The organism is Pantoea jilinensis, assembly GCF_019104105.1.
GTDB lineage: Bacteria > Pseudomonadota > Gammaproteobacteria > Enterobacterales > Enterobacteriaceae > Pantoea > Pantoea eucalypti.
In genome coordinates, this window is record NZ_CP077747.1 from 85,971 (window position 1) to 103,675 (window position 17,705).

Here is a 17,705-nt window from a genome sequence, read left to right on the forward strand (position 1 = left end):
GTTCAATGAGCACAACTCATTAAAGGAACCCGGCTATGACTGATTTAATCCCGGATGCTGCCCGCCAGGTGTGGCGTCACCTTTTTAGTGTTCAGATCTTTGCACCAGCCATGTTTGTGCTGCTTGGCGTGCTCATCATGACTGGCTGCCGGGACAATAATTCTGCCCCGCCCGCTGCCCCGCCGCGACCAGTTAAAACGGTGATTGTTCCGCCGCTCGGAAGTGATGCTTCACTGGTGCTGACCGGAGAAATCCGCGCCCATGAAGAGGTCGCGCTTGCTTTCAGGCTGGATGGCCGGGTCGTGAGTCGTGCGGCTGAACTGGGCGATCGCGTCAGCGCCGGACAACCGCTTGCAGCGCTGGAAAATGATCAGTCACGTAATCAGCTCAGTAGCGCACAGGCCGATCTCGACAGCGCTCGCGCCGCCGAACGGGTCGCCGCACTTAATCTTCATCGAATGCGGCTGTTGATGCCCGGTGGCGCCATCGCCCGCAGCCAGCTTGACAGCGCCCAGGCAGACTGGCAAAGCGCGCAGTCACGCCGTCTCAGCAGCGAAGCAGCGCTAAAAAATGCCCAGGACACTCTCAGCTGGACTCAACTCACTGCACCCACCGCAGGCCGGATCACCGCCATCACGGTTCAGCCTGGCCAGGTGGTCAGCGCTGGACAAAATGTGATGACGCTGGCAGCGGGAGATGCACGCGATGCGGTGTTTGACCTGACCACACCAGCGCTTTTGCGTCCTGACGACCAAATACCACTAAAGGTGACGCTGCTCGCCGATCACACCGTGCAGGCCAGCGGCACGGTGCGTGACATCAGCCCACAAGCCGATCCGCAGACCCGCACGTGGCGACTGCGCATCTCGTTGATAAATCCACCTGAGGCGATGGCACCCGGTGCCACGGTCACCGTCAGCCTGCCCGATGCACAACCGCCAGTGATCGCCCTGCCCGCCAGCGCTCTGACCCGTTTCTCAGACAAACCCGCGCTGCTGGTTGTTGATGCAGCGTCACGCTTGCAGCTTCGTCCGGTAGTCCTGGCCCGCTTTAACGCGCAGCAAATCTTTGTAACTGCCGGGATCCAGCCGGGCGAGCGCGTTGTGACGGCCGGCGTTAATACCCTGCAGCCCGGCGAAAAGGTCTCGCTGATGCAGGAGGCGCCATGAAAAAACCGGCTGGCTTTAACCTCTCTGGCTGGGCGCTGGCGCATCAGCAACTGGTCATCTTTTTCATGCTGCTGGTGATGGCGGCAGGTGTACTGAGCTATGAACGTCTCTCCCGCAATGAAGATCCGGCGTTTACCATCAAAACTGCCGTCATCTCGGCCCAATGGCCGGGCGCGGACGTGGACAATATGGTGCAACTGGTCACTGACGTACTGGAACAGAAGGTACAGGAGATCCCGTCGCTGGACGCCGTTGAGAGCGAAACCCGCGCCGGGCAAACGGTGATATATGTCAACCTGCGTGATGACACACCACCCTCTCAGGTGGCTGGCACCTGGTATCAGTTACGTAAAAAGATGAAAGACGTTGCCGCTTCACTGCCTCAGGGCGTGCAGGGTCCGGCAGTGAACGATGAGTTTGATGACACCTTCGGCACAATTTATGGGTTTACGGCTGATGGTTTTACCGCCAGAGAGTTGCGCGATCGGGTCGATAACCTGCGGCGAAGTCTGACGAGTCTGCCCGACATCGGAAAAACCACCCTGCTGGGTGTGCAGGAGCAGCAGGTGGTTATCGCCTTTTCCCCGCGCAAGCTAAATGGCATGGGACTCGATTTACAGCAGGTCAGCGACGCCATCAAAGCGCAGAACGACGTGGTACCCGCGGGCAGCCTGCGAACCGACCGCGAGAACATTGCGCTGCGGGTCAGTGGCACCCTGACCTCGGTCGAAAACCTGCGGGCAATTACCCTGCATATCGGAGAGCGTTTCATCCCGCTGACTGAACTGGCTACCATCACTCTTCAACCTGCCGATCCCCCGGCACCCACGTTTCGGGTTAACGGCGTTCCGGCTATCGGGCTGGCGATTTCCATGGCCCCAGGCGGCAACATGCTCGATTTCGGCAAGCAGCTTAACCAGCGCATGCAGACACTGGCCAGTCAGTTACCGCACGGCATCACCCTGACCCGCGTGGCTGACCAGTCATCCGTGGTGAAAAATGCGGTCAGCGGCTTTGTCCGGATACTGGGCGAAGCGGTCGTCATCGTGTTAGCCGTCTCTTTCGTCTCGCTGGGACTGCGTGCTGGTCTGGTGGTGGCAGCGGCCATTCCGCTGGTGCTGGCCATGACCTTTACCGGCATGTTGCTGGCGGGTATCGGCCTGCAACGAATTTCACTGGGTGCGCTGATCATTGCGCTGGGGCTGCTGGTGGATGACGCGATGATCACTGTCGAAGCGATGGTGGCGCGGCTGGAAGCAGGCGACAGTAAGTGGCAGGCCGCGACGTATGCGTTCAAAACCACCGCATTCCCAATGCTGACCGGCACGCTGGTGATGATTGCGGGTTTTATTCCGGTCGGGTTCGCTGCCTCCAGTGCCGGAGAGTACTGCTATTCGCTGTTTGTGGTGATTGCGCTTGCATTGCTTTGCTCGTGGGTGGTCGCAGTAATCTTTTCTCCACTCACCGGCTGCTGGCTGCTGTCTGTAAAGCACATAACAGCCCACCCGTCGCCGGGCGTGCTTGCACGCACTTATCACCGACTTCTGGACGTGATTCTGCGTAACCGACTGGTGACAATGGGCGTGGCAATGGCAGTGCTGTTAGTCAGCCTTTATGCCACCACCTTTATGCAGGGTGAGTTTTTCCCGGCGTCAGACCGCCCCGAATTGCTGGTCAGCCTGACGCTGCCCGCCAATGCCGCGCAGGCCGAAACCCTGCGTCGTACCGTACAACTTGAAAAAATGCTCCAGAATGATCGGGATGTGGCGAACTTCACCAGCTACGTTGGCTCAGGTGCAATCCGCTTCTATCTACCGATGGATGTGCTGCTGGATAATGAAAACATCGCGCAGGTGGTGGTGGTGGCAAAACATCTCACCGTGCGCGATCGGCTGCGCAGCCGGCTGGAACGAAAACTGGCAGCAGATTTTAACGATATCAGTACTCGCGTCTCACCGCTTGAGCTGGGGCCGCCGGTTGGCTGGCCACTGAAATATCGCATCACCGGTCCGGACAATGCACAGGTTCGGCAGGTCGCCGATCGGCTGGCGGCACAGCTTGCTCGCTCACCGCTGACCCGGGGTGTCAATCTCACCGCCGGAGAGCCAGAACGCGTTATCAGGCTGGCAGTAAACCAGACAGCGGCCCGCGCGGCTGGACTCTCATCAGACACGATAGCCACCGCGCTGAATACGCTGATGTCCGGCAGCGTGGTGACCACGCTGCGCGATCGCAACCGCCTGATCGATGTGGTGCTGCGCGGCGATGACAAGGCGCGCCAGGACACTGACTTGCTGGCAGGATTGATGATTACCAATGCCAGCGGACAAAAAATTCCGCTGCGGCAGGTCGCGACGCTGAACTGGGGGGTGGACGACCCGGTGATCTGGCGCCGTCAGCGGCTGGCTTACATCACCGTACAGACTGATATCGCACCCGGTCAGCGGGCTGAACAGGTTTCGCAACAGCTCGCACCAGGTGTCGCTGCTCTGCGTGCTTCACTGCCTGCCGGATATGGTATTGAAGAAGGTGGCGTGGCGGCAGAATCAGACAAAGGCAACGGTTCTGTGTTTGCTCTGTTGCCGGTGACGATCTGCGCCATGCTGATCCTGCTGATGATTCAGCTGCAACGTTTCTCAGGCATGCTGCTGGCGCTAAGCATGGCACCGTTTGGTTTGCCAGGCATCATATCCGCAATGCTGCCGGCGGGTACTCCGCTGGGGTTTGTGGCGCTGCTGGGAATTATTGCACTGGCGGGAATCATCATCCGCAACGCCGTGATTATGATCAGTGAAGTGGATACGAACAGCCGCGCCGGACTTGCCGCTGGGGAAGCTATCCGGCAGGCCGCCCATCACCGGGCGCGTCCAATCGTGCTGACCGCGTGTGCCGCAATCCTGGGCATGATCCCTATTTCTCATCAGGTTTTCTGGGGGCCGATGGCACTGGCGATTATTGGTGGTCTGGTGAGCGGTACGCTGGTGACACTTACGGTATTGCCCGCTGCGTTAAGTCTGATGATGGAACGCCGTTCACGTTAAATCCGTTCAAAAAAAGTCCGGCGATTCTGTACCAGGAACAGCAGAATCGCCGGACGTCCTCAGTTCATCACCTCGACCAGAATCAGTGGGCACTTTCTGACTTTGCAGGCCTGACTGTAGGCCAGCGAGCAGACCGAACAAAGGTCACGCACGTCAGACTGGTACTCATACTCCATGAAATAGCGGAACTGGCCGCCTGCCGAATCTGTTCTCCAGAATCGCTGCGGCTCCAGAATTTCATCCAGTTGCCTGAATGTCAGGGCTGACGGGTTATGAAACCCGACTCTTACGCGATATATAGTCATGCACCGATTATTGGCATCCCGGCTTCGTGCCGCCAGTTGGTTATTGTTTTCATTACAATAGCTGGCGCTTATCAACCCATCTCTTAGTGTGGCGCAGGCAGTTCTGCCAGCATTGCCAGCAGATGCAGCACCGCTTTTGACGGATGAAGCCGACGCCAGGCAAAGGCCACGTCGGTAAACAGCGTGTTGTTTTCGATATCGCAGAAACTCACGTCGGGGTTATCGACGCAGCGCATCGACTCCGGCACCAGCGCAATCCCGCAGCCGGCCGCAACCATACCCAACGACGTGGTGATTTGCGGCGCCTGCTGGAAGGTGTGGCGCGAAAAGCCCGCCCGCAGACAGGCAGTGACAATCAGCTCATACAGGCTCGGCGAGACGTCACGCGGGAAAATGATCAGGGTTTCATCCGCCAGCGCGGAGAGCGGCACAGTGGGTGTACCGCTTAAGGGATGAGAACGCGGCAGCGCAATCAGCATTTTTTCGGTGGAAATGACACGCAGATTAAACGCTTTGCTGCTTTCGCACGGCAGCCGGATAAAGGCCGCATCCAGTAATCCCTCCTGTAAATCCTGCATCAGCAACGCCATATTCTCTTCACGCGTCAGAAACGTCATCGCGGGATAACGTTCCTTAAACTTATGGATTAGCGTGAAGATGCGCGAATTAAACGCCACCGAACTGGCAAATCCCAGCGACAACTGACCGCTGATCCCGCGCGCAATGCCACGCGCGTTTTCCAGCGCCTGATCGGCCAGCTGCACAATCTGTCGGGCATCCGCCAGAAACGCTTCTCCCGCTTCAGTGAGTTCAACCCCGCGCGTCAGCCGCTTCAACAATGGCGTGCCGATCTCCTGCTCCAGCCGCAATATCTGCTGACTCAGTGGCGGCTGCGATATCCCCAGCAATTCAGCGGCTCGGGTAAAGTGAAGCGTCTCGGCTACGGCAACAAAATAACGCAGATGGCGAAGTTCCATATCAAAAACGTCTCAAAGTTAACAGGTTTCGCTATTGGACCCACCGACTGAATCGGTTCACCATTAGGTTAACACGGCTTAACGGTTAATCGACGAGGCATCAAATGAGCAATTGTGTAACTGATTGTTCCTGCGAGGATCAACTAAAACATACTGTCTTAACGCTTTCCCAGGATGCGCCAGAAAGTGTTATCTATCAGACCTCTTTAATGAGTGCGCTGCTGAGCGGCGTCTATGACGGTAATGTCCGCATTGCCGACCTGCTGCGCAAAGGGGATTTCGGCCTGGGCACCTTCAACCGGCTGGATGGCGAGATGATCGCGTTTGACAGCAAAGTCTATCAGTTGCACGCCGACGGCAGCGCGCATCCAGCCGATCCGGCGCAGAAAACTCCGTTTGCGGTCATGACCTTTTTCAAGCCGCAGCACCTGTTTGAGTTTGACCGGCCGATGTCACGCGAGGACATCCATCGGGTGATCGACAGCGAAATCACCTCCGATAACCAGTTCTGTGCGCTACGCATCAGCGGTCGTTTCAGCCGCGTCGATACCCGCACCGTGCCGTGCCAGTGCCGCCCGTATCGATCCATGCCGGAAGTGCTGGGCGATCAGCCTACCTTTTCCTTTAGCCAGCGTGCGGGGGAACTGATTGGATTCCGCACGCCGCAATATATGCAGGGCATTAACGTTGCGGGCTATCACGAACATTTTATTACCGACGACCGCGAAGGCGGCGGCCACATTCTCGATTACGCGCTGGAACAGGGCACCCTGACCTTTGGTGCCATCAGCAAGCTGGTCGTGGATCTGCCGCAGGACAGTGACTTTCTCAATGCCGACCTGAACCCCGCCAATCTTGACGCCGCGATCCGAGCGGTAGAAAGCTAATCAGAGGAATGACGATGAAAACTTCAACCGATACCACGCTCTGGACCTGTGGCGCTGACCTGGTGGTCGCGCAACTTGAGGCACAGGGTGTCCAGCATGTCTTTGGCATCCCTGGCGCAAAGATCGATAAGGTTTTTGACTCGCTGCTGGACTCATCCATTCAGACCATACCGGTTCGCCACGAAGCTAACGCCGCGTTTATGGCCGCCGCAGTTGGCCGTCTCACCGGCAACGCGGGTGTGGCGCTGGTTACCTCAGGGCCGGGCTGCTCTAACCTGATCACCGGTATGGCTACCGCCACCAGCGAAGGTGATCCGGTGGTCGCTATCGGCGGCCAGGTGAAACGTTCCGACAGTGCAAAGCAGGTTCATCAGAGCATGGACACCGTTTCGATGTTTCGCCCGATCACCAAATATGCGGTTGAAGTGACCGATCCCTCTGCGCTTTCTGAATGCCTGTCAAATGCGTTTCGCCATGCGGAACATGGCCGCGGCGGCGGTGCCTTTATCAGCCTGCCACAGGATATTGTCGATCAGCCGGTGACCGGCAAAGCGCTGAGCAGTAAAGGCCGTCCGGTGTTAGGTGCCGCGCCAGACGCGATGATTGAGGCAGTCAGCAGGGCGATTGCCGGGGCTAAAAATCCGGTTATCCTGCTGGGATTGATGGCGAGCCAGACGGAGAACAGCGAAGCCATCGACGAGCTGCTGACCCGTAGTCATATTCCGGTCACCAGCACCTATCAGGCAGCCGGGGCCGTCAGACAGGATCACTTCTCACGTTTTGCCGGGCGTGTCGGGCTGTTTAATAACCAGGCAGGCGACCGGCTGCTGCAACAGGCTGACCTGATCATTACCATCGGCTACAGCCCGGTAGAATATGAACCTGCGATGTGGAACAGCGGCAATGCCACGTTGATTCATATCGACGTGATACCCGCAGAGACCGACAACCGCTATCTGCCCGATGCGGAGCTGGTGGGGGATATCGCGGCCACGGTGCGTAAACTGGCTGCGCGTATTACTGCGCCACGGCAACTGACTGCAGAAACTGCCTCTATTCTTGACGATCGCCAGCAGCAACGAAAATTACTGGCAATGCAGGGTGCCAGCCTCAATCAGTTTGCCCTGCATCCGCTGCGCATCGTGCGCGCCATGCAGGACATTATTAACAGCGATGTCAGCCTCACCGTTGATATGGGTAGCTTCCACATCTGGATCGCCCGCTATCTCTACAGCTTCCGCGCCCGCCAGATCATGATCTCCAATGGTCAGCAGACCATGGGCGTGGCCCTGCCGTGGGCGATTGGCGCCTGGCTGGTCGATCCGCAACGCAAAGTGGTGTCGGTTTCAGGTGATGGCGGCTTCCTGCAGTCCAGCATGGAGCTGGAAACCGCCGTCCGGTTAAAAGCAAATATTCTGCACATCGTCTGGGTTGATAACGCCTACAACATGGTGGCGATGCAGGAAGAGAAGAAATATCACCGTGTCTCTGGTGTTCATTTTGGCCCGATTGATTTTAAAGCCTACGCAGAAGCATTTGGGGCTGCGGGCTTTGCGGTGACTAGTGCAGCAGAACTGGAGCCTACGCTGCGAAAAGCGATGGATGTTCAGGGACCTGCAGTTGTGGCTGTGCCTGTTGATTACGCTGACAACCCGTTACTGATGGGCCAGCTGCATCTGAGTCAGCTTCTTTAAGTTCATGTAAAAAGGAAATCATGATGAAAAACAGAGTGGCATTTGTGACTGGCGCAGGCCAGGGCATTGGTGAAGCGATCGCCCTGCGTCTGGCGAAAGATGGACTGGCGGTCGCGGTGGCCGATTTCAATCAGGAGACCGCCCGCCAGGTCGCAGACAAGATCAACCAGTTGGGCGGAAAAGCGATAGCCCTGAAGGTCGATGTCTCGCAGCGCGATCAGGTGTTGGCCGCAGTCGAAGAGGCTCGTCTCGCACTGGGTGGTTTTGACGTCATCGTTAACAACGCAGGTATTGCGCCCTCCACGCCAATTGCGGAGATTACCGAAGCGGTGGTCGACAAGGTCTACAACGTCAATGTCAAAGGGGTGATCTGGGGTATGCAGGCCGCGATTAAAGCGTTTGCTGCAGAAGGTCACGGTGGCAAAATCATCAACGCCTGCTCCCAGGCGGGTCACGTTGGTAATCCGGAGCTGGCGGTTTACAGCTCAAGCAAGTTCGCCGTGCGCGGCCTGACACAGACCGCCGCGCGTGATCTGGCGCCTGCCGGGATCACGGTAAATGCCTTTTGCCCGGGTATTGTCAGAACGCCAATGTGGCAAGAGATCGACAGACAGATTTCCGAAGCAGCTGGAAAGCCCGCCGGTTACGGCACGGAGGAATTTGCGAAACGTATTACGCTGGGACGTCTTTCTGAACCGGAAGATGTTGCCGCCTGCGTCGCCTACCTCGCCAGTCCCGACTCCGATTACATGACTGGCCAGTCACTTTTGATTGATGGCGGCATGGTGTTTAACTGATCTGCCCTCGCCTGCTTCGTTCCGGCGCAGCAGGCTCTGCTTCTGCACCCATTAAAACATTAGTTTCTTTTATCTCAAAAACGGTTAGCCATCAGCCTGTTGACCGTTTAATCGCGCCAGACCTGCGTTTTTGTCGCCTGAGAGATTAAAGCTGCTTATTATCCTGCCGATAAAACAGAGACTCCTCTCCCTGTTCAAAGCGACCATGTTAACGATCAACCATAACGAGCCCGCCGCCATCACGAACAAAATGCGGTACAGCACTGACTCTGTTCTGGGACGAACGGTTGAAAGGTTATCATCAGGGATGCGGATTAACAGTGCGAAAGACGATGCGGCAGGTCAGGCGATTGCCAACCGCATGACGGCCAATATCAACGCCGATGCGGTGGTAGCGCGCGGCCTCAATGACGCTATCAGCTATTCCCAGACCGCCAGCGGCGGCCTGGGCAGCATTGTCGATCTGCTGATCCAGGCCCGCACGCTTTCGGTTCAGGCAGCCAACGGCACGCTATCGGATGCGGACAGGCAGAGCGTCAACGGTGCATATCAGCAGATTCTGGCAGGCATCAATGACATCGCGGATCACACCGAGATTTTCGGGCGTTATCCGCTGGCGACCAATAATCCCGATCTGCCTCCTGCGAAACTGGGTAACGTTGACCCTATCAACACGAAGTTCCCGGTTCCAGGCAAGAATTACTCTTTTACCTCCGGCGTGATCCCGCTGGCCTATATTCCGGCAGGCTCGACAGCGATAAGCATCACCATCGACTCGCTGGGTATGGATGACGATCTCCAGCTCTTTACCCGCGACGGTAAGCATCTGGTCGGTACACCGCTGGATGGCAGTGCGCCCGATTACACCTGGGCCAGCAAAGGCATCACCAATGCGGCTACCGCAGATACCCGCCTGCTGACCAGCAAAAACGGTTTTGGCAGCGGTGCGGCATATGACAGTTCGCAACTGCTCGAGGGCGGTACAAGCTGGGCGCTGGCGGGCAGCAACAGCAGCACTTATAACGGCATGAACATCACATATAGCGGTGATGGCGATCGTTATGAAGATGTCGCCAGCGGCGATTTCAATAACGGGACCATCACCAGTAACCGGCTTGAGCGCATCACGCTGGATACTGTAAACGAAGATTTGATTGTGGTGGTGGTGGGCAATGGCTCTTTCACGGGTAATCTGACCTGGGGAAAACTGCCCGAACCTAAAGGCGTGCCTGAAACGCCGCCACATGAGAGTCGTCCTCTGGAAGTGGTCACCAGCGCAGATTATGGTCAGCCAGTGCAATCGGATACCATCCCGTCTACACCGTCAGATACCAAAACCCTGGGGCTGAACAACACAACACTGCTGAACAGTCAGGACATCTCCAGCACCATGAAAGCGCTGGAGCGCGCGCTGGCGAAGATCAGCGGCTATCAGTCGACTTATGGCGCGAAGATTAACCGTTACGAATCAAACCGTAATGTGCTGGCGCAGCAGGGCGTGGATACCTCAGCAGCTCGCAGCCGCATACAGGATGCGGACTATGCAGAAGAAGCCAGTCAGCTGGCTCGTAACCAGATTATTCAGCAGGGCCAGACTGCCGTCAGTAAAATGGCGAACAAAACACCTGAAATGATTATTCAGCTGTTAGGCAGCTAATACTTTTAACCGGCAGGGCGTCCTGCCTCAGCCGTTTTCCCTGTTTCTTCTCCATTAACATCGCCTGATTCGGCCCTCTGCTGGCCCGAAATCCCCGGTTACCCCTCGTCACGCTTTGATCCCAGTCACACAAACTCGTTTAAGATTCGTTTAAGAATGGTCGTCATCACCTTTTTTTGTTAAATAAATGCTAAATGCTGATAACAATTTAATATCACCATCCTGCGCAGGATTAACTAAAACAACAGGTTAATCATTACCAGACTAAGTAATTACCTGAATTTTCCTGCGGTCATAAGCACTTTTCATTACTTTTACGCCATTGCGAGGGCTGTTATTTTGCTGACAATACTGGGTTTTACCATGGTTGTTTGCTTCATGTATCTGATCATGACCAAACGCATGTCAGCCTTGATTGCGCTGATTCTGATACCAACCGTATTTGCGCTGATTGGCGGTTTTTACGCGGGCCTGGGTGACATGATGCTGGACGGCGTCAAGAAGCTGGCCCCTACCGGCGTCATGCTGACTTTCTCCATTCTCTATTTTGGTCTGATGATTGATGCCGGACTGTTTGATCCGCTGGTGCGCTTTATTCTCCGGATGGTGCGCGGCGATCCCCTGAAAGTGCTGGTCGGCACGGCGGTGCTGACCCTGCTGGTTTCACTGGATGGTGACAGCTCCACGACGTATATGATCGCTATCGCCGCGTTCCTGCCGCTCTATCACCGGCTGGGTATGAATGTGCTGATGATGACCTGTCTGGTCAACCTCGCCAGCGGTATCATGAACCTCTCGCCATGGGGTGGCCCGACAGCCCGTGCCGCAGCGGCACTGCGCATTGATGCCCTCGACATCTTTATTCCGATGCTTCCGGCCATGTTGCTGGCCTGCGTTAGCCTTGTGGCCATGGCAGTGCTGTTTGGTCTTCGTGAACGTAAGCGTTTAGGCGTGATGACCATGAAAGATCACCATCTCGACAATATTGAACTGGGTCTGGGGGATGCCGAAGAGTGCGCCGCCAATCGCCGGCCAAAAATGTTCTGGCCTAACTTCATCCTGACCACTGTGCTACTGGTGCTGCTGGTGGTTGGGTTAATGCCGATTCAGATCCTGTTTATGCTGGCATTTGCGATAGCGGTGATGCTCAACTATCCCACGCTGGAAGAGCAGAAAGCACGCATCAGCTCCCATGCCGGTAACGTTCTGGCGGTAACCGCGCTGATTTTTGCCGCCGGTATTTTCACCGGTATCCTTTCCGGCACCGGTATGGTTGATGCAATGGCGAAAAGTTTGCTGGCGGTCATCCCGCACAGCTTTGGCCCTTACCTGGCGGTATTTACCGCGCTTGTCAGCCTGCCGTTCACCTTCTTTATGTCGAATGATGCGTTTTACTTTGGCATTCTGCCCGTTATTGCTCAGACAGCGGCCAGCTATGGCATTACCGCTGAAGAGATTGCTCGCGCTTCCATTGTCGGCCAGCCATTCCACCTGCTGAGCCCGCTGGTACCGTCAGTCTACCTGCTGGTGGGTCTGGCGAAGGTCGACATCGGCGACCATCAGCGCTTTGCAATCAAGTGGGGAATTCTGGTGAGTCTGGTATTGATGGCTGGCGGTCTGCTGACCGGTGCTTTCCCGTTGTTCCACCGTTAATCCTCTGCTTTCGGGTGGATAGCCGGCAATGTTCCCGGTTATTCGCTTCCCGAACTACAACAGTCATTGTACAATGACTTGTATTGTTCATTACGGAGGTTTTATGAGAGCAATCAGTTACAGCGAAGCCAGACAGAATCTTTCTGCCACGATGGTTCAGACAGTTGAAGATAAGGCACCGGTGTTAATCACTCGCCAGAACGGCGAATCCTGCGTGCTGATGTCGCTTGATGAATATAACTCACTGGAAGAGACGGCCTATCTGCTGCGTTCGCCTAAGAATGCTCGCAGATTGATGGATGCTATCGAAAGCCTGCAAAGCGGTAAAGGGACTGACAGGGATATTATTGAGTGAAACTGACCTGGTCCGCAGAAGCCTGGGAAGATTATCTGTACTGGCAGGATACTGATAAAAAAACCGTCAAAAAGATTAACGAACTCCTTAAAGATGCCAGCAGGACGCCTTTTGAAGGCAAGGGAAAACCCGAGCCCCTGAAGCATAATCTTGCGGGATTCTGGTCCCGCAGGATTACGGCGGAACATCGACTGGTCTACGCCGTCACTGAGGAGGCATTATTAATCGCCTCATGCCGTTATCACTACTGACCAGAAGTCGCCTTCCTGACATTGACGATCAACCGAGTGATTCGGTACAGGAAGCATCACACGGTTCCTGCACCCAGACACGGCCCCCATCCCGCAACAGATCGCTATGCCACCCGATTAATCCGGATCGCCTGCCCTCTTTTTCAGCTGCGCCGAAAGCCAGGGAGCTGTCAGACTTTCTGCAGAGAGACTCACCTCTTCCGGTAAGCCGGATGAAACAATCTTTCCTCCCCTGAGCCCCGAGCCGGGCCCCAGATCAATCACCCAGTCCGCTTCAGCCACAATGCGCATAGTATGTTCCGCCATAATCACCGTGTGGCCGCGCTTTACCAGTTCATCGAGCACAATCAGCAGCTTATCCATATCAGACGGGTGCAAACCAGTTGAGGGTTCATCAAGCAGATAGAGTGTAGGCGTACGCTGTAAACGCTGCAGTTCCCAGGCGAGTTTGATGCGCTGGCACTCGCCGCCAGACAACTCAGTGGCGGGTTGACCCAGCGTCAGATATCCCAGTCCCAGTGACGTCAAAGCTTTTAACGAACGCTGAATACCGTCATACGCGTGAAAGAGCGCAGTGGCGTCGTCCACGGTCAGAGCAAGCACATCCGCAATCGTCAGGTTGTTCCACTTCACTTCCAGCGTGTCGGGATTATAACGGCCTCCCGCACAGACTGAGCAGGTTGCGGTGGCGCTGGGCATAAACAGCAGCTCAATTGAAATCTGCCCCTGCCCTTCACATGCAGGACAGCGTCCGGCGGGTAAATTGAATGAGAAACGGCTGGCGCTGAAGCCTTTGGCTTTCGCTGCAGGGGTTTCTGCAAACAACCTGCGGATAATGTCGAAAAATCCGGTGTAAGTGGCCAGATTTGATCGAGGCGTTCTGCCAATAGGACGCTGATCGATTCTCACCAGTCGGCCGATGGCGTCACTTCCGCTCACCACCTGTCCTCTGACGTCTGCCACCAGATCCTCTTCCTCGCCCTCGTCGCTGTCAGCGATTTTATCAAAACGTCCGAGCATTTCCGGGAGCACGCGATTCAACAGTGTTGATTTACCGGAACCAGAAACCCCGGTGACAGCTGTCATTCTTGCCAGCGGAATAGCGATATCCATTGCGGAAATATTGTTGCAATGGACCTGCTCAAACCTGAGCCAGCTCTCTGCAGGCCGGCGCTGGCGCAGTCCGGTATAGCTCCGCGAGAAGAGATAGTCAGACGTGGGTGAAGCGATGTTTTTAAGTCCTGCGGGTTCGCCGTTATAAACGATCTCACCGCCATGCGTTCCCGGACCCGGGCCAACCTCAATGAGCCAGTCAGCCTCGGCGATGAGGTCCATATTATGTTCGACAACCACCAGCGAATTACCGGCGCGCACCAGGTTTTTCAGGGAAGTGAGCAGCGCTTTAACATCATCGGGATGCAGGCCGGCAGAAGGCTCATCCAGTACGTAAAGCACGCCAAACAATCGTGATATCAACTGGGTTGCCAGACGCACGCGCTGCAACTCGCCGGATGAGAGCTGGGTGGTCCGGCGGCCCGGTGCCAGATGGCCCAGCCCCAGCGTGTCCAGTTGCTGAAGCCGCATACTGATATCAGACGTCATCCGGATAACCGCCTCCCGCAGGGCAGCCTCTACAGGCAGGTTGGATGAGGTGCCATCAGCATAAGGCTTCAGCAGTTCTGCGAGCGCCGAGACAGAAAGCTCACTCAGGCTGGCAATGTCATAACCCGCAAAGGTGACGGATAAGGCATCCCGATTCAGTCTTTTACCGTGGCACGCTGAACAGGGCGTGACCGTGACATAACGGGCAAGCCGTTTCTTCGTCGTCTCACTGCCACCCGAATAACTCTGTAGTACGATTTTTGCGGCACTGGTGTAGGTCCCGGTATAAGCGGGCTCTTCACCCGCAGCCAACGCTTCTTCACGTTGTTCAGCATTCAGACCGATAAAAATCGGCACCGAAGGCTGTTCGTCCGTCAGCAATATCCACTGCTGGTCACGGGATGAAAGCGTATGCCAGGGCGCATCGACATCGTAACCGAGTGTCTCAAGGATGCTTCGCAGATTTTTGTTATGCCAGCCTCGGGGCCATGACGCGATGGCGCCCTGGCGGATACTCAGTGAGTCATCCGGCACCATTGAGTCGGTTTTGACGGTGTGTACGCTTCCCAGTCCCTGGCAATGCGGACAGGCTCCTTCTGGATTGTTAGGCGAGAAATAATCGGCGGTCATAAAAGGTACACCGTCGGGTCGTGCACCTGCCCGGGAAAACAGCAGACGCAGCGTAACGGAAATTCGGGTGAGGCTGCCCACCGTTGAGCGCTCCTGAGCACCCGCCCGGCTCTGTTGCAGAGCCACCGCAGGCGGAAGTCCATCAATATTATCTACATCCGGTGCCGCGGCCTGATCGATCAGTCTGCGGGCATGGGGCGAAACCGACTCAATAAACCGGCGCTGGGCTTCTGCGTAAAGCGTATCAAAGGCAAGTGACGATTTACCGGAACCTGACACGCCGGTAAACACCACCATGGCGTTGCGGGGAAACCGAAACGAGACATCTTTAAGATTATGCGTTCTTGCACCCTGTACCGAAACATAAGGGTCGATATGCTCATCAGCGCGGTTACGTTCAGCATTGCGTTGGTCTGTCATGATTTCCCTGTTTAAAAATGCATGGCAGCCTGACATTCGCCTGCCATTAATGATTGAAACATTTCAGATGCTCATCGGGTCTTCAGGCTATCCGGCCCGTTTGAGAATTGAAGCAACAGCAAGGGTAGTCACGGATTTCTATCTTCACAACGCAACAGGTCGTTGAATGACTCCTGATAAATTCTGCTACGCACTCCTGAATCAGTACATCCCGACCATTTACTACCTGAACCTAATAGTCTGAACCAGAGGCGAAATAGTGCATGACTTTGGTAAATAGAAGTAAAGAGAAGTAAACATAATTTTGCTGATCAGGTGCTGATGCAGGTCTTTAATGGAACCGTGATTTAAAAAACAATCGTTATTTAAATATGAACCCCATACATCTTGTTAGCATTTCCCTCGATAATTTAACGGCAGACTTTAGCTGAGCACCACTGGTTTATTTTACCTATTCAGAACTCATTATTTCCCGCAAACCAAAATAATCATTCAATCAAATGCCAAAAATTAAATAGATCAATATATTCAATTAGTTAAAAGGTAATTATCTGGTTTTCCATTGGTGATAACTATGGATGATTTGATTTAAAATCACTTTACCTATCAATCGCGTTAGCCGACCTCCGTTGACTATCACTCCCCGAAATATAAAGATGTTTCACATCGGGCAAGACGGATATCAATATTAAATTAAGAAAAGTTTATCTCGTCAGTATTATTCAGCATTAAGGATTCATTGAATGCGGACAGACCTTATCATTTCTGAAAATGTCTGCGATGAATATCCTGATGAAATCGATCTTATCTGGATGTATGGGAAAGTTAATCAGCGCATCGGATCAAATGATAATGGAAATGAAAATGGTTACTTTTACAGATCTGAGCGCCTGATGACCGATGTTGAAGGTGCATTGCTTGATGATACAGGAATATTAAACCATTAATCAGCAGATGTTATATTATGAATATTCAATTACATAACAGCGCTTAATTATCGCTGAAAAATTCACCGACAGCGGTGGCGCTTACTATATTACTGGCTACTTCAGTAACGCTTATTGCCAATGACCAAACTTAAATTTTGCAAAAAATTTGAGCACCAGTTCATGCTGATTAAAATTATCGCTTACACCTATGAGCCTCAGCAGCAAAATAGCCAGAAATTGAATAAAAACGCACTTATCAAAATCAGAATGAAATTTTAATTATATATACCAGGTAATAGATAGCGTCATTATCAGATTTTTTAATTTTCATTAAACAGAGACTATATCTCTGAGCTTATCTAAACTCAAAATGTGAGGTGTTCACTATGCGTAAAAACATTCTTTTATTATCAACGTTTTTAGTTTTATTTAACGTATCAGCCGGTGCGATGGCTTCATGAATGCTCAGCCACCGGACTGAGCATTCATGAAGCGGAAAAATCCCTCGCGAAAAAAGCGGAAGCAAAAGGGGTTAACTATAAAATAATCGGCGCACACTATGGTAATTATGTGTATCTGATTGCCAAAACGGAGCCGTAATTTTCAGTAATGGTTAATAGCTAAAACGACTTACCGGCTGTGAAGTATATAAAATTGATATTTCAGTGCCTGTTTCTTAACACACTTCATAAAAGGATAGATTATGAAAAAAAGTATGTTGCTTTTACTGACTGCCTTCTCAGTCAATGCTTTTGCACAGACTACGCAGGATTGTGTAAAAACGGATCAACAAGAGATTGCAGGATTATTTGACCGCTGGAACAACTCTCTGCAGACCGGCGATGCCCACAAAGTAGCTGAAAACTATCTAAGCGATGCGGTTCTTCTGCCCACCCTCTCAAACAAAGTAAGAAAGAGTGATGCGGAGCGTGTGGATTATTTTGAGCATTTTCTGGAGAAAAAACCTGTCGGTAAAATTGAGAGCCGGACCATTCGCACCGGTTGCAACAAGGCAACCGACAGCGGGGTCTATACCTTTACCTTTGCAGATAAGTCTTCAGTAAAAGCGCGCTACACCTTTACCTATGTCTGGGATGGGAAAGCGTGGAAAATCTCGTCGCATCACTCCTCCGCAATGCCGGAAGGCTGAATCTTTGCTGATGCTCAGGCCGGCCTGAGAGATAACTAAAGCGGTAATGGCTTCTTATTACAGCCAGTCAGGCTGGATGTTCAGTGACCCTGCCCGGTGCCCTTTCTCATTCAGGTAAAGGCACCGGGCAAGTGACGCAGGGAATGTCTTAGTGACTGACGAGGATAAAAGGTGATGCTCAGCGCACT

Annotated in this window: 14 protein-coding genes; 11 read left to right on the top strand and 3 right to left on the bottom strand. The window is 54.0% G+C overall.

What is annotated here, in order from left to right; all coding sequences use genetic code 11:
- The first annotated feature begins 35 nt into the window (after positions 1-35).
- Together KTJ90_RS19280 and KTJ90_RS19285 are read left to right on the top strand one after the other, a co-directional pair.
- Positions 36-1,169 carry an efflux RND transporter periplasmic adaptor subunit gene (locus KTJ90_RS19280; RefSeq protein WP_499026622.1) on the top strand — a complete coding sequence of 378 codons (1,134 nt, stop codon included), beginning with the start codon at positions 36-38 and terminating at the stop codon, positions 1,167-1,169.
- Positions 1,166-4,210, top strand: coding sequence for an efflux RND transporter permease subunit (locus KTJ90_RS19285; RefSeq protein ID WP_499026626.1), 3,045 nt, complete (start codon positions 1,166-1,168; stop codon positions 4,208-4,210). The genes KTJ90_RS19280 and KTJ90_RS19285 overlap by 4 nt, the downstream gene beginning before the upstream one ends.
- A gap of 59 nt (positions 4,211-4,269) precedes the next feature.
- Here KTJ90_RS19285 and KTJ90_RS19290 read toward each other — a convergent pair whose 3' ends face one another.
- Together KTJ90_RS19290 and KTJ90_RS19295 are read right to left on the bottom strand one after the other, a co-directional pair.
- Positions 4,270-4,515, bottom strand: a complete 246-nt coding sequence (locus KTJ90_RS19290) for a hypothetical protein (RefSeq protein ID WP_003850587.1) — start codon at positions 4,513-4,515, stop codon at positions 4,270-4,272.
- 83 nt (positions 4,516-4,598) lie between these two features.
- Entirely contained in the window at positions 4,599-5,492 is an 894-nt protein-coding gene (locus KTJ90_RS19295) for a LysR family transcriptional regulator (protein ID WP_110412146.1), read from the bottom strand.
- A 104-nt stretch (positions 5,493-5,596) separates the two neighbouring features.
- Here KTJ90_RS19295 and budA point away from each other — a divergent pair, with 104 nt between their 5' ends.
- The 7 genes from budA to KTJ90_RS19330 all read left to right on the top strand — a co-directional run bounded on the left by budA (position 5,597) and on the right by KTJ90_RS19330 (position 12,786).
- The gene (budA, locus tag KTJ90_RS19300; protein ID WP_499026629.1) at positions 5,597-6,379 is read left to right on the top strand and encodes an acetolactate decarboxylase; all 783 of its coding nucleotides are present in this window, start codon (positions 5,597-5,599) and stop codon (positions 6,377-6,379) included.
- Between the two features lie 14 nt (positions 6,380-6,393).
- Positions 6,394-8,073 carry an acetolactate synthase AlsS gene (gene alsS, locus KTJ90_RS19305; protein ID WP_039661976.1) on the top strand — a complete coding sequence of 560 codons (1,680 nt, stop codon included), beginning with the start codon at positions 6,394-6,396 and terminating at the stop codon, positions 8,071-8,073.
- Between the two features lie 23 nt (positions 8,074-8,096).
- Positions 8,097-8,870, top strand: a complete 774-nt coding sequence (locus tag KTJ90_RS19310) for a (S)-acetoin forming diacetyl reductase (RefSeq protein ID WP_003850595.1) — start codon at positions 8,097-8,099, stop codon at positions 8,868-8,870.
- A gap of 205 nt (positions 8,871-9,075) precedes the next feature.
- Positions 9,076-10,527, top strand: a complete 1,452-nt coding sequence (locus tag KTJ90_RS19315; RefSeq protein WP_499026634.1) for a flagellin family protein — start codon at positions 9,076-9,078, stop codon at positions 10,525-10,527.
- A 339-nt stretch (positions 10,528-10,866) separates the two neighbouring features.
- A complete protein-coding gene (locus tag KTJ90_RS19320) occupies positions 10,867-12,180 on the top strand; it encodes a CitMHS family transporter (RefSeq protein WP_033762133.1) in 1,314 nt (437 codons plus the stop codon).
- Between the two features lie 103 nt (positions 12,181-12,283).
- The gene (gene yefM, locus KTJ90_RS19325; protein ID WP_003850602.1) at positions 12,284-12,535 is read left to right on the top strand and encodes a YoeB-YefM toxin-antitoxin system antitoxin YefM; all 252 of its coding nucleotides are present in this window, start codon (positions 12,284-12,286) and stop codon (positions 12,533-12,535) included.
- Positions 12,532-12,786, top strand: coding sequence for a Txe/YoeB family addiction module toxin (locus KTJ90_RS19330; RefSeq protein ID WP_003850603.1), 255 nt, complete (start codon positions 12,532-12,534; stop codon positions 12,784-12,786). Before yefM ends, KTJ90_RS19330 begins: the two co-directional genes overlap by 4 nt.
- Positions 12,787-12,903: 117 nt before the next feature.
- Here KTJ90_RS19330 and KTJ90_RS19335 read toward each other — a convergent pair whose 3' ends face one another.
- Positions 12,904-15,438 (bottom strand): excinuclease ABC subunit UvrA, encoded by a 2,535-nt coding sequence (locus KTJ90_RS19335; protein WP_105100085.1) that lies wholly within the window; start codon positions 15,436-15,438, stop codon positions 12,904-12,906.
- 743 nt (positions 15,439-16,181) lie between these two features.
- On the opposite strand from KTJ90_RS19335, the gene KTJ90_RS19340 reads away from it, so the two are divergent.
- Both KTJ90_RS19340 and KTJ90_RS19345 read left to right on the top strand, forming a co-directional pair.
- Positions 16,182-16,385, top strand: coding sequence for a hypothetical protein (locus KTJ90_RS19340; RefSeq protein ID WP_499026640.1), 204 nt, complete (start codon positions 16,182-16,184; stop codon positions 16,383-16,385).
- A gap of 685 nt (positions 16,386-17,070) precedes the next feature.
- Complete coding sequence (locus tag KTJ90_RS19345; protein ID WP_003850608.1) at positions 17,071-17,517, top strand: SgcJ/EcaC family oxidoreductase; 447 nt, start codon at positions 17,071-17,073, stop codon at positions 17,515-17,517.
- Positions 17,518-17,705: the final 188 nt, after the last annotated feature.